Here is a 25,770-nt window from a genome sequence, read left to right on the forward strand (position 1 = left end):
AAGGTGCAGATATGAAGCTCGAACTTCGCGGCATCACCAAGCGATTCGGTACCCTCGTCGCCAACGACCACATCGACCTGGTCGTCGAACCGGGGCAGATCCATGCTCTGCTCGGCGAGAACGGCGCAGGCAAGTCCACCCTGATGAACGTCCTGTACGGCCTGTACCAGGCGGACGAGGGCGAGATCCTGCTGGACGACGTCGTCCAGCGGTTCCGCGGCCCCGGCGACGCCATGAACGCCGGCATCGGCATGGTGCACCAGCACTTCATGCTCGTGCCCGTCTTCACCGTCGCTGAGAACGTCATGCTCGGCCACGAGCAGACGAAGGGTGCGGGCACGCTCGACATCGCGAAGGCGCGGGAGCACGTGCGCTCGGTGGCCGCACGCTTCGGCTTCGACATCGATCCCGACGCCGTCGTCGGCGACCTGCCCGTCGGCGTGCAGCAGCGCGTCGAGATCATCAAGGCGCTGTCGCGCGACGCGAAGGTGCTCGTCTTCGACGAGCCCACCGCCGTGCTGACCCCGCAGGAGACCGACGAGCTGATGGGCATCATGCGCCAGCTCCGCGACGAGGGCACCGCGATCGTCTTCATCACCCACAAGCTGCGGGAGGTCCGCGAGGTCGCGGACACCATCACGATCGTGCGCCTCGGGCGCATCGTCGGTGAGGCATCGCCCACCGCGACCAACGCCGAGCTGGCCTCCCTCATGGTCGGCCGTGCGGTCGAGCTCACCGTGCACAAGGAAGCGCCGCGTCTGGGCGACGGCGGCCTCGAGGTGAAGGGGCTGCGGGTTCTGACCGCTGCCGGAGCGATCGTCGTCGACGACGTCGACTTCACGGTTCGCCCCGGCGAGGTCCTCGCCGTCGCCGGCGTGCAGGGCAACGGACAGACCGAGCTGGTCGAGGCCATCGTCGGCCTGGCCGCGCGCGTCGAAGGATCGATCACCCTCGACGGCACCGAACTCGTCGGCAAGAGCGTACGAGCGATCCTGGACGCCGGTGTCGGCTTCGTCCCCGAGGACCGCACGGAAGACGGCCTCGTCGCCGGCTTCTCCGTCGCCGAGAACCTCATCCTCGATCGCTCCGGCGACCCCGAGTTCAGCCGCGGCGGCACACTGCGCCGCGCAGCACTCGAGGAGTTCGCACACGCGCGCATCAAGGAGTACGACATCCGGGCGCAGGGTCCGCACACACCGGCCGGGACTCTCTCCGGCGGAAACCAGCAGAAGGTCGTGATCGCTCGTGAGATGAGCCGCGAACTCCGACTGCTGGTGGCGGCTCAGCCGACCCGCGGAGTCGACGTGGGCTCGATCGAGTTCATCCACAAGCGCATCGTCGAGACGCGCGACGCGGGCATCCCCGTGGTCGTGGTCTCGACCGAGCTCGACGAAGTCGCAGCTCTCGCCGACCGCATCGCGGTCATGTACCGAGGCACGATCGTCGGGATCGTTCCCGGCGACACCCCGCGTGAGACGCTGGGTCTGATGATGGCGGGCGCCGCCGAGGGAGAGGTGGCCGCATGAGCGGTACGACGCCACAGGCCGGCGGCCAGGGCACCGGGGATCCGGGCGACCAGCTCTCGGTGAACACCACCACGACCCTCCGCGATCCCGTCGATGTGCCGCCGCCCCCGCGCGGCAACGTGATCCTCAAGGAGATGCTCCGAGGCAGTGCCGTCACGACGATCCTGGCGATCTTCCTCGCGCTGGTCGTCGGCGGCATCCTCATCGCCCTCACGAATGAGGACGTGCTCGCTGCCTCCGGCTACTTCTTCCAGAGGCCGAGCGACACGATCGCGGCCGTCTGGAACGCCGTCTACAACGGATACGAGGCGCTCTTCCGCGGCGCGATCTTCAACGCGCGGGGTGCCGACTTCGCCGCGCAGATCCGCCCGCTGACGAACACCCTCGGCTTCGCCGCGCCTCTGATCGCGGCAGGTCTCGGCGTGGCGCTCGCGTTCCGCGTCGGCCTGTTCAACATCGGTGCACGCGGCCAGATGCTCATCGGTGTCGCGGTCGCAGGTCTCCTGACGTTCCAGCTCGACCTGCCGTTCTGGCTGCACATCCCCGTGACCCTGATCGCCGGCATCGCCGGTGGCGCGCTCTGGGGAGCGATCGCCGGTCTGATCAAGGCACGGACCGGCGCCCACGAGGTGATCCTCACGATCATGCTCAACTACGTGGCCTACTACCTGCTGCTGTGGATGATCCGCACCCCCGGTCTGCTCCAGAAGCCGGGCACGAACCAGGCTCTCGGCTACGCCACTCCCGAGAGCGCGCAGTTCCCCGAACTGCTCGGCCCGCAGTTCCCGCTGCTCGACCTCGGATTCGTCATCGTCATCATCGCCACGCTGTTCGTCTGGTGGCTCATCGAGCGGTCGTCGCTCGGAATGCGGATGCGCGCCGTCGGCGAGAACCCGCACGCCGCCCGCGCGGCCGGAATCAGCGTGCAGCGTGTCTACGTGTACGCCATGCTCCTCGCCGGTGGGCTCGCGGGCCTCGCGGGTATGAACCAGATCCAGGGTGCGGTCACGACGGGCATCACCGAGACGATCGACGCGGGCATCGGCTTCGACGCCATCACCGTCGCGCTGCTCGGACGCAGTCGCGCCTGGGGCACGTTCGCCGCCGGCATCCTGTTCGGAGCGTTGAAGGCCGGATCGTTCTCGATGCAGGCGCAGGACATCCCGGTCGACATCGTGCTCGTCGTGCAGTCGCTCGTCGTCCTGTTCATCGCCGCGCCGCCGCTGCTGCGCGCCGTGTTCTTCCTGCCCAAGACCGATGCGGAGAAGGCAGCCAAGGCGAGAGCCAAGGCCGCGAAGAAGGCGGTGACCGCATGACCTCCCTCGTCCAGAGTGAAGCCGCCGACGGAACCGTGCAGCTCGCCACCGTGCGCGAGCGGCACCTGAAGGCGCCGATCGTCCTCGCCGCAGCCACCGTGCTGCTGGCGCTCCTGTTCCTGCTCGTGCCCCGCAGCGGCACCAGCGCGTTCCGACTCAACGACCCGTCCTCGCCGTTCGCGCTTCCTGACGTGGCGCTGCCGACGGGCCCGACGAGCTGGGTCGTCATCGCGATTCTGGCGGTGCTGTCGGTTCTCGCGTTCCTGCGGGCGTGGTCGTATCGCAAGCCGTCGATCTGGCTCGTCATCGCCTTCAGCGTGATCGCGGTCTTCGGCTTCCTCGTGTGGGCCGGTGCCGGAGGACTCGTGCCCGTCAGCAGCCTGCTCTTCGGCGCGGTCTCACTGTCGGTGCCGCTCGTGTTCGGCGCCCTCGGCGGTGTGATCGGAGAGCGCGCCGGTGTCGTGAACGTCGCGATCGAGGGTCAGCTGCTGCTCGGTGCGTTCTCGGCCGCGCTGCTCTCGAGCATCACCGGCAGCCCGTTCATCGGTCTGCTGGGCGCGATGCTCGGCGGTGTCCTCGTCGCCGCGGTGCTCGCCGCGTTCGCCATCAAGTACCTCGTAGAGCAGGTGATCGTCGGTGTCGTGCTCAACGTGCTCGTCAGCGGTCTCACCGGGTTCCTCTACGGCGCGCTCCTCGCACCGAATGAGGCCGCGCTCAACACGCCCGTGCGCTTCAGCCGCATCGAGATCCCGCTGCTCAGCGACATCCCGATCATCGGACCCGTGCTGTTCAACCAGACGTTCATCGTCTACCTCATGTTCATCACCGTCGCCGTCGTGGCATGGGGCCTCTACCGCACCAAGTGGGGACTCCGTCTTCGCGCCGTGGGCGAGCACCCGCAGGCCGCAGACACCGTCGGCATCAAGGTGAACGCGACGCGGTTCTGGAACGTCCTGCTCGCCGGCGCGATCGCCGGCATCGGAGGCGCGTACTTCACGCTCGTGTCGGTGCCGCAGTTCGGCAAGGACATGACGGCGGGGCTCGGCTTCATCGCCCTCGCCGCGGTCATCTTCGGACGATGGGATCCCATCCGCGCGACACTCGCCGCTCTGCTCTTCGGCTTCGCGACGAACCTGCAGAACCTGCTGTCGATCCTCAAGACCCCGATCCCGGGCGAGTTCATGCTGATGCTGCCGTATGTCGTCACGCTTCTCGCGGTCGCCGGGTTCGCCGGTCAGATCCGCGGGCCTGCGGCCAGCGGCAAGCCGTACATCAAGTCCTAGGAGAGACATGACCGACATCGACTGGGACGAGCTCCGTCAGGTCGCCACCGACGCCATGACGAAGGCGTACGCGCCGTACTCCCGATACCGGGTCGGCGCGGCCGCCCTCGTGGGGGACGGACGCATCGTCGCCGGCTGCAACGTCGAGAACGCCTCGTACGGAGTCACCCTGTGCGCCGAGTGCGCGCTCGTGGGAGATCTGCACATGTCGGGCGGCGGCCAGCTCGTCGCCTTCGTGTGCGTCAACAACGACGGGCAGACGATCATGCCGTGCGGCCGCTGCCGTCAGCTGCTCTACGAACACGCGATGCCCGGGATGCTGCTGGAGACCGTCTCCGGCATCCGGACGATCGATGAAGTACTGCCGGATGCGTTCGGCCCCCGAGACCTGGAGGACGCCCGATGAGCGTTGAGCCCTTCGACGCCGTCGATGTGATCCGTGCCAAGCGTGACGGAGGCGTGGTGCCCGAGAAGGCGCTGCGCTGGATGGTCGACGCCTACACCCGCGGCTACGTGTCGGATGCGCAGATGGCGTCGTTCGCGATGGCGGTGTTCCAGCGGGGCATGGAGCGTGACGAGATCCGTGTGCTCACCGACGCGATGATCGCGTCGGGGGAGCGGATGAGCTTCGCGACACTCGGCAAGAAGACCGTCGACAAGCACTCCACCGGAGGCGTCGGCGACAAGATCACCCTGCCGCTCGCGCCGCTCGTCGCCGTGTTCGGCGTCGCGGTGCCTCAGCTCTCCGGACGCGGCCTGGGTCACACCGGTGGCACGCTCGACAAGCTCGAGTCGATCCCCGGCTGGCGCGCCGCCCTCAGCAACGAAGAGATGTTCGCGCAGATGCAGGGCGACGTGGGCGCCGTGATCTGCGCGGCGGGCTCGGGTCTCGCCCCCGCCGACAAGAAGCTCTACGCGCTGCGCGACGTCACCGGCACAGTCGAGGCGATCCCGCTGATCGCCTCGAGCATCATGTCGAAGAAGATCGCCGAAGGCACCGACGCACTCGTGCTCGACGTGAAGTTCGGCTCCGGCGCCTTCATGCAGGACATCGATCGCGCCCGCGAGCTCGCGCGCACCATGGTCGCGCTCGGCACCGACTCCGGCGTGGCGACCACGGCCCTGCTCACCGACATGAACGTGCCGCTCGGCTTCGCCATCGGCAACGCGAACGAGGTCCGCGAGTCCGTCGACGTCCTCGCCGGTGGAGGCCCCGCGGACGTCCGCGAGCTGACGATCGCCCTGGCACGCGAGATGCTCTCGCTCGCGGGGCAGCCGGATGCCGATGTCGAGGCCGCTCTCGACGACGGACGAGCGATGGACAGCTGGAAGGCCATGATCCGCGCGCAGGACGGCGACCCCGATGCACCGCTGCCGACGGCTCGGGAGACCCACGTCGTCACGGCCCCGGCCGACGGCGTGGTCTCGCAGATGGATGCGCTGCCGTTCGGCATCGCCGCCTGGCGTCTCGGCGCCGGACGCGCGCGGGCCGAGGACCCGGTGGTCTTCGAGGCGGGCATCGACCTGCACGCGAAGCCCGGCGACCGTGTCGTGGCCGGACAGCCCCTGTTCACGCTCTCCGCGGCAGACGAGGCGCGGTTCCCCCGGGCGCTCGAGGCGCTGGAGGGCTCGTGGGCGGTCGGCGACGTGGCTCCGGAGCGCGGGCCGATCGTGCGGGAGCGCATCACGGCGTGATCCGCTGACCGGTAGCCTGGACTGAGCTACTCCGCGACCGAGAGGAACCCGATGTCGATCGACGCGAACGGTGATGTCACCATCCAGGGAGCATCCCTGCGCAGCCTGCCCAAGGTGTCGTTGCACGACCACCTGGACGGCGCCGTGCGCCCGTCGACGATCATCGAGCTGGCGGATGCGATCGGCCTCGAGGTGCCGGCGTCGAAGCCCTCCGCGCTCGGCACCTGGATCGCGAAGAAGAGCGACTCCGGCTCGCTCGTCGAGTACCTCAAGACGTTCGATCTGACCACGGCCGTGATGCAGACGACGGAGGGGCTCACCCGCATCGCCCGGGAGTTCGTCCAGGACCTCGCCAAGGACGGCGTGATCTACGGCGAGGTGCGCTGGGCTCCCGAGCAGCATCTGACCCGTGGGCTCACGCTCGAGCAGACCGTCGAGGCCGTGCAGCAGGGGATCGAAGAGGGCGAGGATGCCGCGGATCGGGCCGGTCACAGCATCCGCGTCGGCCAGCTGATCACCGCCATGCGCCACACCGACCGGTCACGTGAGATCGCGGAGCTCGCAGTGAGCTTCCGCGGACGCGGAGCCGTCGGCTTCGACATCGCCGGTCCCGAGGACGGCTTCCCCGCGTCGAACCACCGCGCGGCATTCGACCATCTCGCCGACAGCTTCTTCCCGGTCACGGTGCACGCGGGCGAGGCTGCCGGACTCGACTCGATCCGCTCGGCGCTCATCGACGGGCGTGCGCTGCGCCTCGGTCACGGCGTGCGCATCGCAGAGGATCTGCAGGTCATCACCCAGGAGGGCGACGAGGTGCAGGTGCAGTTCGGTGACCTGGCGCGCTGGGTGCGCGACCGCGAGATCCCGCTCGAGCTCTCCCCGTCGTCGAACCTGCAGACCGGGGCGATCGCCGCGTGGGGCAACACGCTCGCCGACCACCCGTTCGATCTGCTGTACCAGCTCGGCTTCGCCGTCACGGTGAACGTCGACAACCGCACGATGAGCGCCACGTCGCTCACGCGCGAGCTCGCGAATCTGGTGGAGACGTTCGAGTACGACCTCGACGATCTCGAGACCTTCCAGTTCAACGCCGCGGCGGGAGCCTTCCTGCCCGTCGAGGAGCGCGAGGAGCTCGTCGAGATGATCGCCGAGGGCTTCGACGTCTGATCTGCGAGAGCCCAGGATCCGTGTGACCGCCTCCGTCTTCATCGCGGGCCCTGCGTCGTGGAACTCGATCGTCGTGCTCGATCGGCTCCCCGAGCCGGTGCCGCACATGCAGTTCGCGGAAGACAGCTGGGAGACCGTCGGAGGAACGAGCGCGGGGAAGGCGCTGAGCCTGACGGCTCTCGGTCGCCCGACGACGCTGTACGCCCTGACCGCCGCTGACGAGCCGGGGCAGAGGGTGCGCGCCGCGCTGGAACAGGCGGGGGTGGACGCTCGGTGGGTCGCGGGAGATGCCACCGAGCGGCATCTGAACCTCATGACGCGACAGGGCGGACGCGTATCGCTCTATGTGGCGGTTCCGTCGGCGACGGATGGCGCCGACGACGCGGCGCTGCAGTCCGCGATGGGGGCGTCCGACGTCATCGTGCTCGATCTCGCCGCCGAACCTCTGCGCATCCTGCCCCTGGCGAGTGGCACAGGGAAGCCGATCTGGGTCGACGTGCACGACTACGACGGCGCGGCCGAGTTCCACCGGCCGTTCCTCGCGGCCGCAGACGCAGTGTTCTGCAACGCGGACCGCCTCTCCGACCCCGTGGCGTTCCTCCGGGCGTGCATCAGCGGGGGAGCCTCGCTGGCTGTCTGCACCCTCGGTGCCGAGGGAGCGCTGGCGGTCGATGCGGAGGGCGTGGAACACCGGGTGGCAGCGGTGCCCGTCGATGTGGTCGACACCAACGGCGCGGGTGATGCGTTCCTCGCGGGTGTCCTCGACGCCCGCCTGGCCGGTCTCGACGTGGCTGCGTCGCTCACCGCGGGCGCGAAGACGGCATCCCGGGTGCTCGGCACCAGGCACCTGCATCCGCTGCTGGACCGCATCCTGGGGTGATCACCTGCTGCGCACGACAGCATGTGCGGTGGCGGATCAGCCCTGGGGGATCCCCGCCAGGAACGGGTCGAGGATCTCGGCCACCTGCGCGTGCATGTCGTCGCTGGTGATCGTCGGCTCACCGTCACCGGCCTGTGGACCGTAGTCTCCGAACGAGGCGTGCGACGCCCCGTCGATCTCGACCATCTCGGCGTCGGCGGGGAGCATGTCGCGGGCCGCAGCGATCTTCTCGGGGGTCGACAGCCCGTCCTCACTGCCCGAGATGCTCAGTACGGCGAGGTCGGTGTCGGAGAGATCGTTCGAGCAGTACGACCCGAAGAGCACCAGAGCTTCGGTGTCGGCCGCGAGCTGGCAGGCGCGCACGCCGCCCAGCGAGTGTCCGCCGATCGCCCAGTCGTCGATGTCGGGCGCAGCGGAGGTGAAGGCGTCGAGCCCGCGCAGGTCGAAGAATGCGAGGTTCAGCCACGGGCGGGTGATCACCACGGTGACGCCCTCCTCGGCGAGGCTCTGCAGGATCGGCGCGTACGCCCAGGGATCGACCTTGGCCCCGGGGATGAAGACGAGGCCGACCTCGGACTCGCCGTCGGCGGGGGTCATCACGATGCCCTGCTCGGCATCTTCGACGTGGATGGCGGAGTTCTCGCGAACGCTCGCCAGAGGCGCCTTCTCGGCGGGCATCACGCCGATCTGGCTCCAGGCGACGATGCCGCCGATTCCGAGGACGAGGACTGCGACGAGCCCCCAGAGGATCACCTTGACGACGCGACGGCCACGCTTCTTCTGCACGTGATCAAGGGTAGGGCCTGTGTATGTGAACAGCCTCGGGGTCGTCGATCACCCGCGACTGCGCGGCGCGGGGTTCTCGAGCGCGTGCCGCTCGCGACGCACGGCACCTCGGTAGGCGTCCTTGTTCACGTAGTAGGCCATCCGATCGAGACCCAGGTACCGGTAACCGCCGGTGAGGTCGGGCCACGGCTGGGTGGTCACCCGCTCGCGGAAGCGTGCCGCGTTCGTCGCGTCGTGCTCCACGGCATCCAGGTAGCCGGCGAGAAGGTCAGCCTGCTCGTAGCGGCCCTGCCATCCGATGCCCGAGGCCTCGATCATGCCCATCACGTACAGGCCGTTGAACGAGGCGGGGAAGACGTTCAGGAACAGTCGGGGAGCGGCACCCTGCCACTGGAGGTGCTTCCGATCGACGAACGGGTAGTCCAGCGTGTAGCCGGTCGCGAGGAGCACGAGGTCGTAGTCGTCGGCCGTGCCGTCGCGGAAACGCACGGTCGGTCCGTCGAAGCGGTCGATGTCGGGCCGGATGCGCAGATCGCCCTGGCCCAGATGGTTGAGCACCATTGTGTTCACGATCGGGTGCGACTCGTAGATGCGATAGTCGGGCTTCGGGAAGCCGAAGCGCACGGGGTCGCCCGTGAAGGCCCGCAACACCCTGCTGTCGACGGCCTGCTTGAGACGGGCGGGCAGCGGGCGGCCCTGATTCAGGGTGTCGCTCGGCCTGCCGAAGAGGTAGCGCGGCACGAAATAATACCCGCGCCGCACGCTCATGTCGACAGAGGCGGCATGGTGCACGGCATCGACCGCGATGTCGCACCCGGAGTTGCCTGCGCCGATCAGGAGAACCCGCTTGCCGGCGAGCTGCGCGGGCGACTTGTAGGCACTGGTGTGCATCGACTCGCCGCTGAAGGAGCCGGTGAAGGTCGGGATGTTCGGCCGGGCGAGGGTGCCGTTCGCGAGCACGACCCCCGCGTACCACTGCGTGTGCTCGCCGTCTGGACTCACGCTGGTGAGATCCCAGCCGCCGTCGCGCGGTTCGAGTCGGGTGACCGTCGTCTCGAACCGGAACGAACCGGTCAGGCCGAAGTGCTCGGCGTAGTCCTCGAAGTACTGCCGCAGTGCCCGGTGACCGGGGTAGTCGACCGTCGTCCGCATGGGGAACTCGGCGAACTCGGTCGTGGTGCGTGACGAGATCAGATGCGCGGACTCGTACATCGTGCTGCGGGGGTTGTCGATGTCCCACAGCCCGCCGACGCCGCGCGAGGCCTCGTAGCCGTCGATGCCGATACCGCGTCTGGTGAGAGCCCGCGCGGCGGCGAGCCCAGACGGTCCTGCGCCGATGATCGCGTACCTGCTCATGCTGCCTCGCACCTCTCCGTGCTTGCTCCTGCGCCCCCTGCCGATCGTATCGGCAGGGGGCGCAGGAGAGAGCGAGCGGCGGTCGGCCGCCGGCCGTTCGTCAGGAGGCGTGCAGTGCCGTCTGGCGCGAGACCACCGCGTCGCGGATCGCGGGGAACAGCGGATGCTCGGGGTCGAGGCCCGTCGCGCGCGAGGTGAACGCGAGAGCGTCCTCGGTGCGTAGGAGCTCCTGCAGCTCGACGGCCTGCTCGTCGTCGGGCTCTTCGAACTCGAGTGCTGCGGTGACGGCGCCGACGAGGGCGATGGTCGAGAGCCCCCGCTCGGCGGCCATCGCGGCGGGTCCGATGAACCGCTCGTGTCGAGAGATCTTGCGCAACGGCTGGCGACCGACCCGCTGGACGGTGTCGACGAGGAACGGATTGCGGAACCGGTCGAGGATCGTCGCGCGGTACTCGGCGAGGTCGGCGGGGTCGAGCCCGTGCTCGGCCACCAGGACCGCGGAGGTCTCCTCGAGGGCCGCCGATACGCGAGCCGCGATGTCGGGGTCGGCGAGGGCATCCGAGATGCGCTCGATGCCGGCGCGGGCACCGAAGTACGCCGTGGCCGCGTGTCCCGTGTTCACGGTGAAGAGCTTGCGCTCGATGTACGGAGCGAGGTCGTCGACGAAGTGCGCACCGGGGATGCTCGGCAGCGTGCCGCCGAAGCCGCCGGACTCGATCGCCCATTCGAAGTAGGGCTCGACCGTGACGTCGACGCCGCCGTCCGCGGGCTGGCCGGGGACGATGCGGTCGACGGCCGTGTTCGCGAACACGGCGCGCGAGAGCAGCTCGGCGGCATCCGCTCCGGCCGCCTTCTCGATCTCGCCGCGAAGGGTGTCGGTCGCGCCGATCGCGTTCTCGCACGCCATGACCTGCAGAGGGGCGGCATCGGGGGAGCGTCGGCGAAGGCCCTCGACGATCGTCGGAGCCACGAAACGGAGCACGGTCGGCCCGACGGCGGTGGTGGCGACGTCGGCGGTCGCGACCTCGTCGGCGACGGCATCCGGGTCCGTCCTGCTGTTGACCGCGCGGAACCCGGTCACGACGTGATCGGTGCCGCCGGGACCGGCCTCGTGCACGGTGTACGAGTCGACCGCATTGATCGCGTCGACCAGGGCGTCGGCGACGTCCGAGAAGACGACCTCGTAGCCGCCCTCGTGCAGCAGCAGGCCGACGAAACCGCGGCCGATGTTGCCCGCTCCGAAGTGGACGGCCTTCATCAGTCGTTCACCGCCGAGAGGAGTGCGTACAGCTCGTCCGGGGTCTGCGCGGCGTTCAGCTTGGCGACGTCATCCTCATCGGAGAAGAGGATCGCGATCTGCGAGAGGATCTCGAGGTGCTCGTCGCCGCGACCGGCGATGCCCACCACGAACGTCGCGGGCTCACCCGCCCAGTCGACGCCTCCGTCGTAGCGCACGACCGAAAGGGCGGATCCGAGGATCGCATCCTTCGTGTCGTTCGTGCCGTGCGGAATCGCCAGGCCGTTGCCCATGTAGGTCGACACGGTCGCCTCGCGCTGACGCATCGCGTCGACGTAGGCGGGAGTGACGGCACCGGCAGACACGAGGATGTCGGTCGCCTCCTGGAGTGCTGCCTCCTGGGTGGCGGAGCCTGCGTGGATGCGGACCTGGCCGAGGGTGAGAACGCTCATGGTGATTCCTTCTTTCTGAGAATGTGGGGGCGGGGCGGATGCCGTGGCACCCGCCCCGCCCGGTCTGTCACGCGTCGGAGTCGCGCTGCTCGCGCACCATCTCGACGACCTCTTCGTACTTCGGAGAGTTCATGAAGTTGTCGACCGACACGTGGATCGAGTTCGGCGACTGCGCCTTCGCGCGGTCGGTCAGCTGCTGCTGCGTGATCACGAGATCGGCGCTGCCGTCGAGATTCGCGATCGCCTGGTTGGTGACCGTGACGCCGTCGATCTCGGCCTTCTTGAACTTGTTGCGCAGGACGCTCGCGCCCATCGCCGACGAGCCCATGCCGGCGTCGCAGGCGAACACGATGTTCGCGATACGGCGGTCGGTGGCCACGCCTGCGCCGGTGGCTGCCGCGCCCGCGGCGAGTCCGCTCAGCGCGTCCGAGGACTTGCCCTTGTTGGCCTCGGTCTGTGCCACTGCTGCGGCGAACGCGTCTTCCTTGGCCAGATCCTTCTTGCGGCTCGCGCGGAGGATCAGCATCGAGATGATGAAGGTGACGGCCGCAGACAGCACGACCGACAGGATCACTCCCAGATAGTCCGTTCGGAAGGTCTGCCCGAGCACCGCGATGATGCTTCCCGGCGCGGCTGGAGCGATCAGACCTGTTCCGAACAGCATGTTCGTGGTGACGCCGGTCATGCCACCCGCGATGAGCGCGAGGATCAGGACGGGCTTCATCAGCGCGAAGGGGAAGTAGACCTCGTGGATGCCTCCGAAGAACTGGATGACCGCGGCGCCCGGAGCGGAGGCGCGCGCAGCGCCGATGCCGAACAGCGTGAACGCGAGCAGCAGACCCACGCCGGGGCCGGGGTTGGCCTCGAGCAGGAACAGGATCGACTTGCCGTCCTCCGCCGCCTGCTGCGTGCCCAGCGGCGTGAGCACACCGTGGTTGATCGCGTTGTTCAGGAAGAACACCTTGGCCGGCTCGATGAGGATGCTGGTGAGCGGAAGCAGGTTCGTCTCTACGAGCCAGTTCACGGCGGTGGAGAGGACGTTCATGAGCCCGTTCACGAGCCATGCGACGGGGTAGAAGCCGATGACGACCATGACGAAGCCCCAGATGCCGGCCGAGAACATGTTCACGAGCATCTCGAAGCCCGACTTGATCTTGCCGTCCCACAGCGAGTCGAGCCACTTCATCGTGTACGCAGCCAGTGGAGCCATGATCATCGCGCCGATGAACATGTGGATCTGGCCGAGCTGGTTGTCGTCCGGGAGGGTCGCGTTCACCTGGGCGATCAGGTAGTCCGATCCCGCAATGGCACCCATGACGGCGATCGCCGCGACGACGCCACCTCGGGTCTTGTAGACGATCGTTCCACCGGTGTAGGCGATGATGATCGGCAGCAGGTAGTGGATGATCGGTCCGACCAACGTCGCGAGCTGGTCGTTCGGCGTCCAGCCCACAGGGATGAAGAACGCCGTGATGATGCCCCACGCGATCAGCGCAGGGATGTTGGGCATGATCATTCCGGACAGGAACGTGCCGAAGCGCTGCACGCCCGTTCGGAGGCCGCCTGCCTTCGTGGCGGCCGGTGACGTCGTCGTCATGATGTCGTCTCTTTCTGGTGAGGGGGGAGGGTTGCTGTGGCATCGGCCACGGCGAGGCGGGCTCCGGCGGCGTCGTCTGCAGCCAGTGCCAGTTCGGCGAGGTTGCGGGCCTCGTCGAGGGTTCGGGTGGAGAGCGTGTGCCGCACGTCCGCGAGCGCGGACGGGGCCATCGAGAGGCTCGTCGCGCCGAGGCCGACGAGCACGACCGCGAGCATCGGGTCGGCGGCGGCCTCACCGCAGATGCCCACGGGCTTGCCGAGGCGCTGGCCGGCGGCACCGACCTCGCGCACGAGTCGGAGTACAGCCGGGTGCCAGGGGTCCTGGAATCCGGCGACGGAACCCAGCATGCGATCGGCGGCCATCGTGTATTGCGTCAGGTCGTTCGTGCCGATCGATGCGAAGTCCGCATGCGCGAGGATCCGGTCGGCGAGCAGCGCGCTGGACGGGATCTCGACCATGACGCCGGCGGTCTTGAGGCCGTACTCGCGGGCGAGCGCGGTGAAGTACTCGGTCTCTTCGACGGTCGCGACCATGGGCGCCATGACCCACAGGTCGGCCTCGGTCGCGGCATCCGCCTCGGCGAGAGCGGTCAGCTGCTCGCGCAGGATGTCCTCGCTCGCGCGGAGGGCGCGCAGGCCGCGGAGCCCGAGCGCCGGGTTCTCCTCGTGCGCGTCGTTGAGGAAGGCCAGAGGCTTGTCTGCCCCGGCATCCAGCATCCGCACGACGACCTTCTTGCCCGGGAAGGCCGCGAGAAGCTCGCGGTACGACTCGCGCTGCTGCTCGACGGTCGGCGCCTGGGCCGACGAGAGGAACAGGAACTCGGTGCGGAACAGCCCGACGCCCTCAGCCCCGCGTTCGACGGCATCGGATGCGTCTGCAGGTTTCCCCAGATTCGCCAGCAGCGGGATCAGCGTGCCGTCGGCGAGGGCGCCGGGAGTCAGTGGAGCGTCGTCCGCGGAGCGTCGGGCGGCGGCGCGCTGTTCGGCGCGCTCCTTCTCGTCAGAGGTCGGATCCAGCGTCACGATGCCGGCGGCCGCGTCGACGATCACGGACTGGCCGGTGGTGAGAGCGGATGCCGAGGCGGCGCCGACGATCGCGACGATGCCCTTCTCGCGGGCGAGGATCGCCGTGTGCGAGGTGGGCCCGCCGTCGAAGGTGATGAGGGCGAGCACCTGGTCGAGGTTCAGCAGAGCCGTGTCGGCCGGAGCGAGGTCGCGGGCGACGAGGACGAACGGATGCCCGGGGTCGGGCACGCCCGGCGCGTCGACGCCGCGGAGACGGGCGAGCACCCTCTGGGCGATGTCGTCGAGGTCGGCCGCGCGCTCGCCGAGGTAGCCGCCGACCGCCTCGAGCGTCGCGCGGAAGCCGGCGAACGCATCGTGCACGGCCCACTCGGCGGTGGCGCCGTCATCGATCCTGGCGTCGACCTCGTCCTGCAGTGTGGGGTCCTCGGCGATCATCGCCTGAGCCTCCAGCACCTCCTGCGCCGAGCCACCGGCCGTCTCGCCTCGGGCGGTCAGCTCCTGAGCCACCGCGGCGACCGCCTCACGCACCCTGGCGCGCTCGGCATCCACGCCCTGCGTGCTGGGTGTGTTGTCCGGAGCGGGCAGCGCCTCGGTCATCCGCACGACGACGCCCTGGGCGACGCCGAGACCGATGCCGACTCCTCGCAGCTCGCTCACGCGCCGGCGTCCTGATCATGGTCGGTCGTCAGCAGCTCGGTGAGCGTGTCGAGCACGTTCTCGGCGCTGTCGCCGTCTGCGGTGAGGGTGACGTAGTCGCCGTGCTCGATCGCGAGGGCGATCACGCCGAGGATGCTGGCCGCGTTGACAGCCTTGCCCGAGTCCTTCGCGATGGTCACCGGGATGCCGGAGTCCTTGGCCGCCTGTGCGAACAGCTTCGCGGGGCGGGCGTGGAGTCCGTGGGATGAGCCGATGCGTACGGTGCGGGAGACGGTCATGATGTTCCTTTCGGGGTGGTCCTGGCGTCGGCGAGGATCGAGCGGGCGAGCGCGAGAGTGCGGGTGCCGTCGCGGTCGGCGAAGACGTCCTCCGGGAGGACGGCCACAGGCACGAGGGTCGCGTCACGGATCGCGTCGAGACGGTCGGCGAGGTGAGGGCCGACGAGGATGAGATCGTGATCGCCGCCGGTGACCGAGTACTCCATGCCGGCCGCCGCGTCCCACTCGAGACCGGCGTCGGAGGCTGCTCTGCGCAGTCGCTGTGCGACGAATGTGCTCGACGCGCCGGCGCCGCACACCACGAGGATCTTCATCGATGCCCACTACCTTTCCTGAGAACAGTCTGGGAACTGGCGCTCGCTCTCGCCAACAGGTTCCTTTCCGCCCCTGCGGAACATCGGTTTCGGAGCGGGGCCACGCGCTTACTGACATCATGGAAGTCACGTCAGGACAGTGCAGTCGGCACGGAGGAGGGGGAGGATCATGTCGCGTCAGCGCCAGGACCAGCTCCTCTCGACCCTCCTCCGACAGGGCGATTGGGCGACGGCCGCGAGCCTCGCCGATCAGCTCGGGGTCACCCCGCGCAGCATCCGCTCGTATGTCGTGGCGCTGAACGCCCGCACGGGAGGTGCGGATGCCGTCGAGTCGGGACCGGCCGGTTATCGCGCGGGGTCAGCGGCGCGTGATGCGCTGCGCACCCGCCAGGGAGGCGAGTCGGCGCCGCGGGATCGGCTGCACGGCATCGTCCGCACTCTGCTCGATGTGCCGCAGGGCGTCGACGTCTTCGAGATGGCCGGTGAGCTGCACGTCAGCGAGGCGACGCTCGAGTCCGACCTCGCCCGGGTCCGCGGCCTGCTCGACGGCACCGAGCTGACCCTCGAGCGCGATCGCGAGATCGTGCGCCTGCGAGGCAACGAGACGGCGCAGCGTCGACTCCTCAGCCGGCTGGCGCACGACGAGATGGATGCCGCGTCGTTCCACCCCGAGACCTTCCGCCGAGCACTCTCCGGCAGCGCCGTCGCCGCGCGCTCGGTCGGACCCTTCAAGTCCGAGCTGGTGCGCGAACTCGGACAACTCGGCTACTACGTCAACGAGCTCGCGATCTCGGACGTGCTGCTCCACATCGCGATCGCCGCCGAGCGGGTCGCCGCGGGGCATGCTCTCGAGGCCGGGCCCACCGGCGCGAGGGAGGAGATCCCGAGGGTCGGTGCGGTCATCGCCCGCCTCGCCCAGGAGCACTTCTCCGTCGCGCTCGGCGACGGAGACAGCGGCCACCTCGCGTCTCTCGTGCTCACCCGCATCGTCGCGCCGGGAGAGGACGCCGCGGGTGACGTCGCTCGCAGCGGTGTCGACCCGGACGTCGAGGCAGCCGTCCGCGCCGAGATCACGAGAGCGGCCGACGACTTCCAGGTCGACCTGGTCGATGAGACCTTCGTGCTGCGCCTTGCCCTGCACGTGCAGAACCTGCTGCGCCGCGCCGAGGAGAGCGCCCTCACCCGGAATCCGCTCACGCGCTCTCTCAAGACGTCGTATCCGATGATCTTCGAGGTGGCCGTGTCGATCGCGAGCGGCCTGCACGACCGTCTCGGAACGCCGATCCACGACGACGAGATCGCCTACATCGCGATGCACGTCGGCGGACGGCTCGAGCGCAGTCGCAAAGCCGAGTCGATCCTCACGGCGACGATCGTGTGCCCCGGCTACTACGAGCTGCATGAGCTGCTGCGCTCCAGCGTCGACCGTTCGCTGGGATCGGCGATCGAGGTCACCAGCGTCGTCACGAACGTCGACCCGGACTGGGCCTCCTTCGAGACCGACCTCGTACTCAGCACGATCGAGCCGGGCGCGACCGGCGATCGGTTCGTGCGCATCCAGCCGTTCCTCACGGATGCCGATGTCGATCGCATCCAGCAGGCGGCGGCGCGGGTCAGGCGGGGCCGACGGCTGACCCGTCTGCGCGCCGAACTCGCCCGCTACTTCGATGCCGACGCGTTCGTCTACCCGCTCCCCGACGAAGGTGAGGAGGCGATCATCCGTCGCCTCGGCGGACTCCTCGTGGAGGCCGGCCTCATCGGCGAGGACTACGTCGAGAACACGATCGTCCGGGAGCGGATGTCGTCCACCGCGTTCACGGATGCCCTCGCGGTGCCTCACGCCCTGCAGATGACGGCGACGCGCACGGCGATCGCGATCGGCGTCGCCGACGGATCGGCGGCATGGGGGGAGGGGCGCGTGCAGGTGGTCGCCCTCGCCGCGTTCAGCGAGAGCGACCGTGCCGCATTCCAGACCGTCTTCGAGCAGCTCGTCGAGGTGTTCAGCGAGCGCGACAGCGTGCAGCGCATCCTGCGCCGTGGCACGAGCTTCGAGGCGTTCCTCGACGAGCTCGTCGCGGTGATCGACGGCTGACCCGGTCGCTCAGATCCGCGGGTCGAGCACTCCGGCCAGCGTGTCGAGCACGGCATCCGCATCCTGCGACTCCCTGGTCTCGAGCACCACGGCGTCGCCGGGCGCGAGTGCGAGGTCCATCAGCGCGAGAACGCTGCTGAGGTCCACGACCGCGCCCGACGACGTGCGCAGGGTCACCGCATGCGGGTGCGCTTGCACGACGCGCACCAGCTCGGCGACGGGGCGCGCGTGCACCCCGTTGTGCGCGCTGATGACGACGTGTCTTCTCGGCATGCGATCTACGAGCGTTCTTCCAGGAGGGTCCGCACGGCGGCCTCGAGCTCGTGCACGATCTGGGCGGCGCGTGCAGCCGATTCGGCCTTCGCGTCGATGTAGACCTTGAGCTTGGGCTCGGTACCGCTGGGGCGGACGATGATCCGGGATCCGTCGGTGAGGCGGTAGCGCAGCACATCCCCGGACGGCTGTCCCGCCTCGGCATGCAGCAGGTCCTCCGCCGACGCGATGGCGTGTCCGCCGAACTGCGACGGCGGCAGCGTGCGCAGAGACAGCATCACGGCGCCGATCACCGAGAGATCGTCGACGCGCACCGACACCTGACCGCTGGCGAAATGCCCGTACGTGTCACCGAGCTCGCTCAGAAGATCCGCGAGAGACTTGCCCCGCTCATGGGCGTCGGCCGCGAGCCCGAGGATCGCGACCGCGGCCGAGATGCCGTCCTTGTCGCGCACGGTCTCGGGGTTCACGAGGTAGCCGAGGGCCTCCTCGAATCCGAACACGATGCCCGGAGCCCGCGAGATCCACTTGAAGCCGGTGAGCGTCTCGTGGAAGTCCAGGCCGTGGTGCGCGGCGACCGCGCCCAGACCGGGGGAGGAGACCATCGAGCACGCCAGTGAGGCGCCGGGCGTGCCCTCGGCCGCGCGCGCGGCGCGGGCGCCGAGCAGGAGCCCGACCTCGTTGCCCGTGAGCCGGCGCCAGCCGTTCTCCGACGAAGCGTCGGGGATCGCGACGGCGAGGCGGTCGGCATCAGGGTCGTTCGCGAGGATGAAGTCCGCCTGGACGCGGCGGGCGCGGGTGAACGAGAGGTCCATCGCCCCCGGCTCCTCGGGGTTCGGGAACGACACGGTGCGGAACGTCGCGTCGGGCTTCAGCTGCTCCCCGACGACCATCGGCTGCGGATAGCCCGCGGCCTTCACGATCTTGGAGAGCGTCTCCCAGCCGACCCCGTGCATCGCCGTGTACACCCATCGGATGTCCGCGGCGGATGCGGGGGCGGCGGCGACGGCGGCGGTCGCCGCGACGTACGCGTCGACGACGTCTTCTCCGGCCGTCGCGTAGTCGGTGGACCGGGGCAGCACGGTGATGTCACCCGCGTCCGCGATCCGCTGGATGTGGGCCGCGATCGCGGCATCCGCGGGTGCGACGATCTGCGAACCCTGGTCCGCGCCACCGAGGTACACCTTGTAGCCGTTGTCGTTCGGCGGGTTGTGCGAGGCGGTGACCATGACGCCGGCATCCGCACCGAGGTGCCGCACCGCGAAGGCGAGCACCGGTGTGGGCAGAAGGCGGGGGAGCAGGATCGCCCGGAGGCCGGCGCCGGCGAACAGCTCGGCCGAGTCGGTGGCGAACACCCGCGAGTTGCGGCGCCCGTCGTACCCGATGATCACGGTCGGCGTGCCGCCCTGTGCCCGCTCGCGCAGGTACGACGCGAAGCCGGCCGCGGCCTGGGCGACGAGAACGCGGTTCATGCGGTTGCTGCCGGCCCCCAGCGCGCCGCGGAGCCCGGCGGTCCCGAAGGCCAGCCGGGTGCTGAAGCGGTCGTCGAGATCGGCGATCGCCGCCTGGTCGCCGTCCGCCGCGCGGGTGATGACCGCGGCGAGCTCGTCGCGGGTCTCGTGGTCGGGGTCCTGCCTCATCCAGGCGCGGGCCTGTGCGAGGCGCTCGTCGCTCACAGCGCCTCGACCACGCGGGCGAGCAGAGCCGAGATCACCGGCTCCGCCTCGCGGCCGGCCTCGATGACCTCGGCGTGGCTGAGCGGCGTCTTCTGGATGCCAGCGGCGAGGTTCGTGATGAGCGAGAAGCCCAGGATCTCCATGCCGGCCTCGCGGGCGGCGATCGCCTCGAGCGCGGTCGACATGCCCACGATGTGGCCGCCGATGTGCTTGGCCATCTGCACCTCGGCCGGGGTCTCGTAGTGCGGGCCGCGGAATTGCGTGTAGACGCCCTCGTCGAGGGTGGGGTCGACGCTGCGCGCGATGTCGCGCAGGCGCTTCGCGTAGAGGTCCGTCAGGTCGATGAAGGTCGCGCCCTCGAGCGGGGAGTCGGCCGTGAGGTTGATGTGGTCGCTGATGAGCACGGGCTGACCGGGAGTCCACGTCTCGCGGACGCCGCCGGCGCCGTTGGTGAGGACCATGATCTTCGCCCCCGTGGCCGCGGCGGTGCGGACCGAGTGCACGACACGGCGGACGCCGTGGCCCTCGTAGTAGTGGGTGCGGGCACCGATGACCAGGACGTTCTTGCCGTCGGGGGTGCGGATGCTGCGGAGGGTCCCGACATGGCCCTCGAGAGCGGGCTTCGAGAATCCGGTGACCTCGGTGGCGGGGATGGTCGCTGTGGTCTCGCCGATGATGTCGGCTGCCTTGCCCCAGCCGCTGCCGAGGGTGAGGGCGATGTCGTGCTTCTCGACTCCGGTCAGGCGCGCGATGTCGGCGGCTGCGTCGGCTGCGACCTCGAACGGGTTCGCATTCGGGTCGTCGAGGGGGTTGCTGTGTGTTTCGGACATGGATCCACTCTAGGAAGGTGCAGGCTCGGGGGCCAGGATTGCGGAAGAATGGAGATCATGTCTTCCACCCCTTTTGAGCGCACTCAGCGCGTCGCCGTGCTCGGCGGCGGTCCCGGCGGCTACGAGGCGGCACTCGCCGCCGCCCAGCTCGGAGCCGAGGTGACCCTGGTCGAGCGCGTGGGCGTCGGCGGCGCGGCGGTCCTCACCGACGTCGTCCCCTCGAAGAGCCTGATCGCCACGGCCGATGCGGCCATCGCGATCTCGGAGGCATCCGACCTGGGTGTGCAGTTCTACGCGAAGGGCGAGCACGGCAAGCCGCTGAAGCCCGAGATCGCCATCAACCTCGCCGCCGTCAACAAGCGACTCATCGCCCTCGCCGGACAGCAGTCCGAGGACATGCGCTCTGCGCTGCTCGAAGCCGGCGTGCGCATCCTGTCCGGACACGGACGCCTCGAGGGGCCGAACGCGATCATCGTCTCGACCGGTCACGGTGGTACGGATTTCGACCGCATCGAGGCCGACACGATCATCGTCGCCGTCGGCGCGTCGCCGCGTGAGTTGGACTCCGCGAAGCCCGACGGCAAGCGCATCCTGACATGGACGCAGCTGTACGACATGAAGGCGCTCCCCGAGCACCTCATCGTCGTCGGGTCCGGCGTGACCGGTGCCGAGTTCGCCTCCGCCTACATGAACCTCGGCGCCAAGGTCACTCTGGTGTCCAGCCGTGACCAGGTGCTTCCCGGCGAGGACCAGGATGCCGCGCGCGTGCTCGAGAAGGTCTTCAAGCGCGGCGGCATGACGGTGCTCTCCAAGGCCCGAGCCGAGAAGGTCGAGGTCACGAAGGACGGCGTGACGGCGACCCTGTCCGACGGGCGCACCGTCGACGGCAGCCACTGCCTCATGGCCGTCGGATCGATCCCCAACACCGCGGGCATCGGCCTCGAGGATGCGGGAGTCGAACTCGACGAGAGCGGTCACGTCCGCGTGAACCGCGTGGCGCGCACGTCGGTGCCGAACGTCTACGCGGTCGGCGACTGCACGAACTTCTTCCCGCTGGCCTCCGTCGCGTCCATGCAGGGCCGCACGGCCGTGTTCCACGCGCTGGGCGACATCGTGATCCCGCTCGAGCTGATCAAGATCACCTCGAACATCTTCACCGCTCCCGAGATCGCCACGGTCGGCTACTCCGAGAAGGACGTCGAGGACGGCGTCGCCGACGGGCTCGTCTACAAGCTGCCGCTCGCGGCGAACCCGCGCGCGAAGATGATGGGCATCAAGGACGGATTCGTGAAGCTGATCGCCCGCAAGGGCTCGGGCACCGTGATCGGCGGTGTGATCGTCGGACCGAAGGCATCCGAGCTGATCTACCCGATCGCCGTCGCGGTCGAGCGACGCCTCACCGTCGATCAGGTGTCGCGTGTGTTCGCGGCGTACCCGTCGCTGTCGAGCAGCATCACGGATGCCAGCCGCGCGATGCACCTCGTCAACGCGAAGATCTCCTGATCCACCGGCTGCACGAGAAGAGGCGCCCCGCGTGNGGCGCCTCTTCTCGTCTGAGGACAGGTGTCAGCTGATCGTGAGCAGCGGGTGCCCGGCCGAGACGGTCGCCCCGGTCTCGGCGCTGATGTTGCCCACGACGCCGTCCTTGTGCGCCTGCAGCGGCTGCTCCATCTTCATCGCTTCGAGGACGACGACGAGGTCGCCCTTGACGACCTGCTGCCCCTCTTCGACGGCGACCTTGACGACGGTCGCCTGCATGGGCGACTTCACCGCGTCGCCGGACGCACCGGCGCTGACGGACGTCGCGTGGCTGCGACGGGACGGCGGCACGGCGGCCGGTCGTCCCGCGGTTCCTGCGGCGACGGCGACGCGGTCGGGGAGGCTGACCTCGAGGCGCTTGCCTGCCACCTCGACGACCACGGTGTGGCGGTTCTCGGCCGCGGCGGGCGACTCGAGCTCGCCGTCCCACGCGGGGATGTCGTTCACGAACTCGGTCTCGATCCAGCGCGTGAAGACGCCGAACTCGCCGTTCTCGGCGGTGAAGGCCGGGTCGTTCACGACCTTGCGGTGGAACGGGATCACTGTGGGGAGACCTGCGACCTCGAACTCGTCGAGAGCGCGGCGTGAGCGCTCGAGCGCCTCGGCGCGGTCCTTGCCCGTGACGATGATCTTCGCGAGCAGCGAGTCGAATGCACCCGACACGGAGTCGCCGGCGGTGACACCGGAGTCGAGACGGATGCCGGGGCCGCCGAACGTCTTGAAGACGTGGATGGGTCCGGGCTGGGGGAGGAACCCGCGACCCGGGTCCTCACCGTTGATGCGGAACTCGATCGAGTGGCCGGTCGGCTTCGGGTCGTCGTAGTCGATGGTGCCGCCGGCCGCGATGCGGAACTGCTCGCGCACCAGGTCGATGCCGGTGACCTCTTCGGAGACGGGGTGCTCGACCTGCAGGCGGGTGTTGACCTCGAGGAACGACACGGTGCCGTCGGCGCCGATCAGGAACTCGCAGGTGCCCGCACCGACGTAGCCGACCTCCTTGAGGATGGCCTTGGATGCCGAGTACAGCAGGTCGTTCTGCTCGTCCGTGAGGAACGGCGCCGGTGCCTCCTCGACGAGCTTCTGGTGGCGACGCTGCAGCGAGCAGTCGCGCGTCGAGATGACGACGACGTTGCCCGCGGCATCCGCCAGGCACTGGGTCTCGACGTGGCGCGGCTTGTCGAGGTACTTCTCGACGAAGCACTCGCCGCGGCCGAAGGCGGCGACGGCCTCGCGGGTCGCGGACTCGAACAGCTCGGCGACCTCGTCGAGCTCGCGCGCGACCTTCAGGCCGCGTCCGCCGCCGCCGTATGCGGCCTTGATGGCGATCGGCAGACCGAACTCCTCCGCGAAGGCGACGACCTCGTCTGCTCCGGCGACGGGGCCGGGGGTGCCGGGGGCGAGCGGGGCGCCCACCTTCTCGGCGACGTGACGGGCAGTGACCTTGTCGCCGAGCGCCTCGATGGCGTCGGGCGAGGGGCCGATCCAGGTCATGCCCGCGCCGATGACGGCACGCGCGAACTCGGCGTTCTCAGCGAGGAAGCCGTACCCGGGGTGCACGGCGTCTGCGCCGGCGCGTCGGGCGATCGAGAGGATCTTCTCGATCTGCAGGTAGGTCTCGGCGCTCGTGGCTCCGCCGAGGGCGAAGGCCTCGTCGGCGAGTCGGGTGTGCAGAGCGTCGCGATCCTGGTCGGCGTACACGGCGACCGAGGCGATCCCCGAGTCACGAGTGGCACGGATGATGCGTACGGCGATCTCGCCGCGGTTGGCGATGAGCACCTTGGCGATATCAGGCATGCTTGCCAGCCTAGCGAGAAGGCTGTCGATCCCTTTGACGACTCTCCACAAGAAAGAGGGAGAAACGTCGACGAGACCCTACGACCAGAGGTCGGTCCACGCGACGCCGAGACCCGTTGTCAGACGACGGACGGTCGACAGCGACATGCCCACGACGGTCGACGGGTCGCCGTCGACACGGGTGATGAAGGCTCCGCCCAGGCTGTCGACCGTGAAAGCGCCCGCGACATGCAGGGGCTCGCCTGATGCGACGTAGGCGGCGATCTCGGCATCCGTGATGTCTGCGGCGAAGGCCACCGATGCTTCGGCGGTCGCGGTGGCCTCCACGGGGGCGGCACCCGGCGACACCCGGAACACGGAGTGGCCGGAGTGCAGGATGCCGGTGGCGCCGCGCATCTCGTGCCAGCGGCGTGTCGCCTCCTCCGGCGTGTACGGCTTTCCGTAGACCCGGCCGCCGATCTCGAACATGGAGTCTCCGCCGATGACGATCCCGTCGAACTCGCCGGCCGCCGCGAGGTCGTGTGCGACGGCCGCCGCCTTCGCCCTGGCCAGCAGAAGCACCAGCTCGGCGGGAGCGAGCTCGGCCCCGCGTTCTGCCGCGGCGGCGGCGGCCACGGCATCCTCATCCACATCCGGTGACTGTGTGAGCGGTTCGATTCCCGCCTGTCGCAGCAGCATCAGACGGGCGGGCGAGGTGGAGGCGAGGCAGACGCGCATGTGCACCACCGTATCCTCGAAGGATGACTTCCTCCCCAGCCCTGCTCGATCTGGACATCACCGGCATCGCGCACGGCGGTACGTTCATCGCCCGCCACGAAGGACGAGTGGTGTTCGTCTCCGATGCGATCCCGGGCGAGCGCGTGCGTGCGCGGCTGACCGAGGACTCGACCGATGACTCGAAGAGCTTCTGGCGTGCGGAGACCGTCGAGGTCCTCGACGCGTCGCCGCACCGCCGGGCGCACATCTGGTCGGAGGCCGACGTCGCGCGTGCACCGGAAGATCGCCCCGGAGGCGCGGACCTCGGGCACATCGACCTCGCCCACCAGCGGGTGCTGAAGCGTCAGGTCCTGACCGAGGCGCTCGACCGGTTCGCCGGGCCAGGAATCGAGGCCCCCGAGATCGAGGCGGTCGACTCCACAGACGGCACCGGATGGCGCACCAGGGTCACCCTGCATGTCGACGACCAGGGCCGGGTCGGCCCGTATGCCGCGCGCAGTCACCGAGTCATCCCGGTCGAGTCGCATCCTCTGGCGCGTCCGTCGATCGCCCGGGCCGCGCTCGCGCTCGCCGGCGGCGAGCCGGGCAGTGTGGATCTGGTCGAACCCGGCGACGGCTCGGTGCGGGTCATCCGACGCGAGCGGCTCGACGAGCGCCCCGCACGGGGGCAGGGTCGACGCCCCGCGCCCGAGGTCGTCTACGAGCAGGTGGGCGATCGACGCTTCCAGGTCGACGCCGGTGGATTCTGGCAGGTGCATCCGCGAGCCGCATCCGTGCTCGACGGGGCCGTCTACGGCATCCTCGACGGTCACGTCGACCCCGAGAAGAAGCACTTCGATCTGTACGGAGGCGTCGGGCTCTTCGCCGCCTCGCTCGCAGACCTCGGCGGCACCGACATCGTCACGGTCGAGTCCAGCAGGCGCGCGACGGCTCATGCCCGGCAGAACCTCGCTCCGCTCGACGTCGGCGCGGTCACCGCGCGCGTCGACCGCTACCTCGCAGGAATCCCCGCGGGCACGAGCGCCGGCGCAGTCGTCCTGGATCCGCCGAGGGCCGGTGCCGGGCGCGCCGTCGTCGACGCGCTCCACGCTCTCGCGCCCGAGGCGATCGCGTACGTCGCGTGCGACCCGGTGGCACTCGCTCGCGACCTCGGCACCTTCCGCCAGCACGGGTGGAATGTGGGCACCCTCCGCGGGTTCGATCTGTTCCCGCACTCCCATCATTTCGAGGTCGTGGCGCTGCTCACGCGTTGACGGGCGATCTCCGACCCGGGGGAATCA

23 protein-coding genes are annotated in these 25,770 nt (G+C 69.3%); 10 read left to right on the forward strand and 13 right to left on the reverse strand.

The features are described from left to right. Positions 1–11 precede the first annotated feature (11 nt). The 7 genes from ACTJKH_RS02750 to ACTJKH_RS02780 are packed head-to-tail and all read left to right on the forward strand — an operon-like array spanning position 12 to position 7,867. Positions 12–1,526 (forward strand): ABC transporter ATP-binding protein, encoded by a 1,515-nt coding sequence (locus ACTJKH_RS02750; protein WP_210098463.1) that lies wholly within the window; start codon positions 12–14, stop codon positions 1,524–1,526. Continuing rightward, positions 1,523–2,842: an ABC transporter permease gene (locus ACTJKH_RS02755; RefSeq protein ID WP_440735663.1), complete on the forward strand. Its 1,320-nt coding sequence runs from the start codon at positions 1,523–1,525 to the stop codon at positions 2,840–2,842. Before ACTJKH_RS02750 ends, ACTJKH_RS02755 begins: the two co-directional genes overlap by 4 nt. Then, on the forward strand, positions 2,839–4,125 hold the full coding sequence (locus ACTJKH_RS02760; RefSeq protein WP_440735664.1) for an ABC transporter permease: 1,287 nt from the start codon (positions 2,839–2,841) through the stop codon (positions 4,123–4,125). Before ACTJKH_RS02755 ends, ACTJKH_RS02760 begins: the two co-directional genes overlap by 4 nt. A 7-nt stretch (positions 4,126–4,132) precedes the next feature. Next, positions 4,133–4,531, forward strand: coding sequence for a cytidine deaminase (locus tag ACTJKH_RS02765; RefSeq protein ID WP_042536471.1), 399 nt, complete (start codon positions 4,133–4,135; stop codon positions 4,529–4,531). After that, positions 4,528–5,820, forward strand: coding sequence for a thymidine phosphorylase (locus tag ACTJKH_RS02770; protein ID WP_210098460.1), 1,293 nt, complete (start codon positions 4,528–4,530; stop codon positions 5,818–5,820). Before ACTJKH_RS02765 ends, ACTJKH_RS02770 begins: the two co-directional genes overlap by 4 nt. A gap of 51 nt (positions 5,821–5,871) precedes the next feature. Continuing rightward, positions 5,872–6,987 (forward strand): adenosine deaminase, encoded by a 1,116-nt coding sequence (locus tag ACTJKH_RS02775; RefSeq protein WP_440735665.1) that lies wholly within the window; start codon positions 5,872–5,874, stop codon positions 6,985–6,987. A 22-nt stretch (positions 6,988–7,009) separates the two neighbouring features. Continuing rightward, positions 7,010–7,867, forward strand: a complete 858-nt coding sequence (locus ACTJKH_RS02780; protein ID WP_440735666.1) for a carbohydrate kinase family protein — start codon at positions 7,010–7,012, stop codon at positions 7,865–7,867. Positions 7,868–7,903: 36 nt separating this feature from the next. On the opposite strand, the gene ACTJKH_RS02785 is transcribed toward ACTJKH_RS02780, so the two are convergent. The 8 genes from ACTJKH_RS02785 to ACTJKH_RS02820 form a co-directional block, all read right to left on the reverse strand. Then, positions 7,904–8,653, reverse strand: a complete 750-nt coding sequence (locus tag ACTJKH_RS02785) for an alpha/beta hydrolase (RefSeq protein WP_440735667.1) — start codon at positions 8,651–8,653, stop codon at positions 7,904–7,906. 48 nt (positions 8,654–8,701) lie between these two features. Then, on the reverse strand, positions 8,702–10,009 hold the full coding sequence (locus tag ACTJKH_RS02790) for a flavin-containing monooxygenase (protein ID WP_440735668.1): 1,308 nt from the start codon (positions 10,007–10,009) through the stop codon (positions 8,702–8,704). A gap of 100 nt (positions 10,010–10,109) precedes the next feature. Then, positions 10,110–11,267: a mannitol-1-phosphate 5-dehydrogenase gene (locus ACTJKH_RS02795; RefSeq protein ID WP_440735669.1), complete on the reverse strand. Its 1,158-nt coding sequence runs from the start codon at positions 11,265–11,267 to the stop codon at positions 10,110–10,112. Next, positions 11,267–11,698: a PTS sugar transporter subunit IIA gene (locus ACTJKH_RS02800; RefSeq protein WP_210098455.1), complete on the reverse strand. Its 432-nt coding sequence runs from the start codon at positions 11,696–11,698 to the stop codon at positions 11,267–11,269. Before ACTJKH_RS02800 ends, ACTJKH_RS02795 begins: the two co-directional genes overlap by 1 nt. Positions 11,699–11,765: 67 nt before the next feature. Next, on the reverse strand, positions 11,766–13,295 hold the full coding sequence (locus tag ACTJKH_RS02805; RefSeq protein WP_210098454.1) for a PTS mannitol transporter subunit IICB: 1,530 nt from the start codon (positions 13,293–13,295) through the stop codon (positions 11,766–11,768). After that, on the reverse strand, positions 13,292–14,917 hold the full coding sequence (gene ptsP / locus ACTJKH_RS02810) for a phosphoenolpyruvate--protein phosphotransferase (protein WP_440735745.1): 1,626 nt from the start codon (positions 14,915–14,917) through the stop codon (positions 13,292–13,294). Before ptsP ends, ACTJKH_RS02805 begins: the two co-directional genes overlap by 4 nt. 56 nt (positions 14,918–14,973) lie before the next feature. Then, positions 14,974–15,255, reverse strand: a complete 282-nt coding sequence (locus ACTJKH_RS02815) for an HPr family phosphocarrier protein (protein WP_210098452.1) — start codon at positions 15,253–15,255, stop codon at positions 14,974–14,976. Beyond that, positions 15,252–15,569: a PTS sugar transporter subunit IIB gene (locus tag ACTJKH_RS02820; RefSeq protein ID WP_210098451.1), complete on the reverse strand. Its 318-nt coding sequence runs from the start codon at positions 15,567–15,569 to the stop codon at positions 15,252–15,254. The genes ACTJKH_RS02815 and ACTJKH_RS02820 overlap by 4 nt, the downstream gene beginning before the upstream one ends. Before the next feature lie 169 nt (positions 15,570–15,738). Here ACTJKH_RS02820 and ACTJKH_RS02825 point away from each other — a divergent pair, with 169 nt between their 5' ends. Beyond that, positions 15,739–17,661, forward strand: a complete 1,923-nt coding sequence (locus ACTJKH_RS02825; RefSeq protein WP_440735670.1) for a BglG family transcription antiterminator — start codon at positions 15,739–15,741, stop codon at positions 17,659–17,661. A gap of 9 nt (positions 17,662–17,670) precedes the next feature. Here the strand turns inward: ACTJKH_RS02825 and ACTJKH_RS02830 are convergent, their stop codons facing one another. Genes ACTJKH_RS02830 through ACTJKH_RS02840 form a run of 3 tightly spaced genes read right to left on the reverse strand, consistent with a single transcriptional unit; the run spans position 17,671 to position 20,440 of the window. After that, the gene (locus ACTJKH_RS02830; RefSeq protein ID WP_259161910.1) at positions 17,671–17,934 is read right to left on the reverse strand and encodes an HPr family phosphocarrier protein; all 264 of its coding nucleotides are present in this window, start codon (positions 17,932–17,934) and stop codon (positions 17,671–17,673) included. A 5-nt stretch (positions 17,935–17,939) separates the two neighbouring features. After that, entirely contained in the window at positions 17,940–19,610 is a 1,671-nt protein-coding gene (locus ACTJKH_RS02835) for a phospho-sugar mutase (protein ID WP_440735671.1), read from the reverse strand. After that, positions 19,607–20,440, reverse strand: coding sequence for a purine-nucleoside phosphorylase (locus ACTJKH_RS02840; protein WP_440735672.1), 834 nt, complete (start codon positions 20,438–20,440; stop codon positions 19,607–19,609). Before ACTJKH_RS02840 ends, ACTJKH_RS02835 begins: the two co-directional genes overlap by 4 nt. A gap of 48 nt (positions 20,441–20,488) precedes the next feature. Here ACTJKH_RS02840 and ACTJKH_RS02845 point away from each other — a divergent pair, with 48 nt between their 5' ends. Beyond that, complete coding sequence (locus ACTJKH_RS02845) at positions 20,489–21,943, forward strand: NAD(P)H-quinone dehydrogenase (RefSeq protein WP_194285947.1); 1,455 nt, start codon at positions 20,489–20,491, stop codon at positions 21,941–21,943. Between the two features lie 63 nt (positions 21,944–22,006). Here the strand turns inward: ACTJKH_RS02845 and ACTJKH_RS02850 are convergent, their stop codons facing one another. Continuing rightward, positions 22,007–23,773, reverse strand: a complete 1,767-nt coding sequence (locus ACTJKH_RS02850) for an acetyl/propionyl/methylcrotonyl-CoA carboxylase subunit alpha (RefSeq protein WP_440735673.1) — start codon at positions 23,771–23,773, stop codon at positions 22,007–22,009. A 78-nt stretch (positions 23,774–23,851) separates the two neighbouring features. Then, on the reverse strand, positions 23,852–24,490 hold the full coding sequence (locus ACTJKH_RS02855; RefSeq protein ID WP_440735746.1) for a Maf family protein: 639 nt from the start codon (positions 24,488–24,490) through the stop codon (positions 23,852–23,854). A gap of 23 nt (positions 24,491–24,513) precedes the next feature. Here ACTJKH_RS02855 and ACTJKH_RS02860 point away from each other — a divergent pair, with 23 nt between their 5' ends. Then, positions 24,514–25,743 carry a class I SAM-dependent RNA methyltransferase gene (locus ACTJKH_RS02860; RefSeq protein WP_440735674.1) on the forward strand — a complete coding sequence of 410 codons (1,230 nt, stop codon included), beginning with the start codon at positions 24,514–24,516 and terminating at the stop codon, positions 25,741–25,743. Positions 25,744–25,770: the final 27 nt, after the last annotated feature.

Source organism: Microbacterium sp. 22215, from assembly GCF_052045655.1.
GTDB classification, from domain to species: domain Bacteria; phylum Actinomycetota; class Actinomycetes; order Actinomycetales; family Microbacteriaceae; genus Microbacterium; species Microbacterium phyllosphaerae.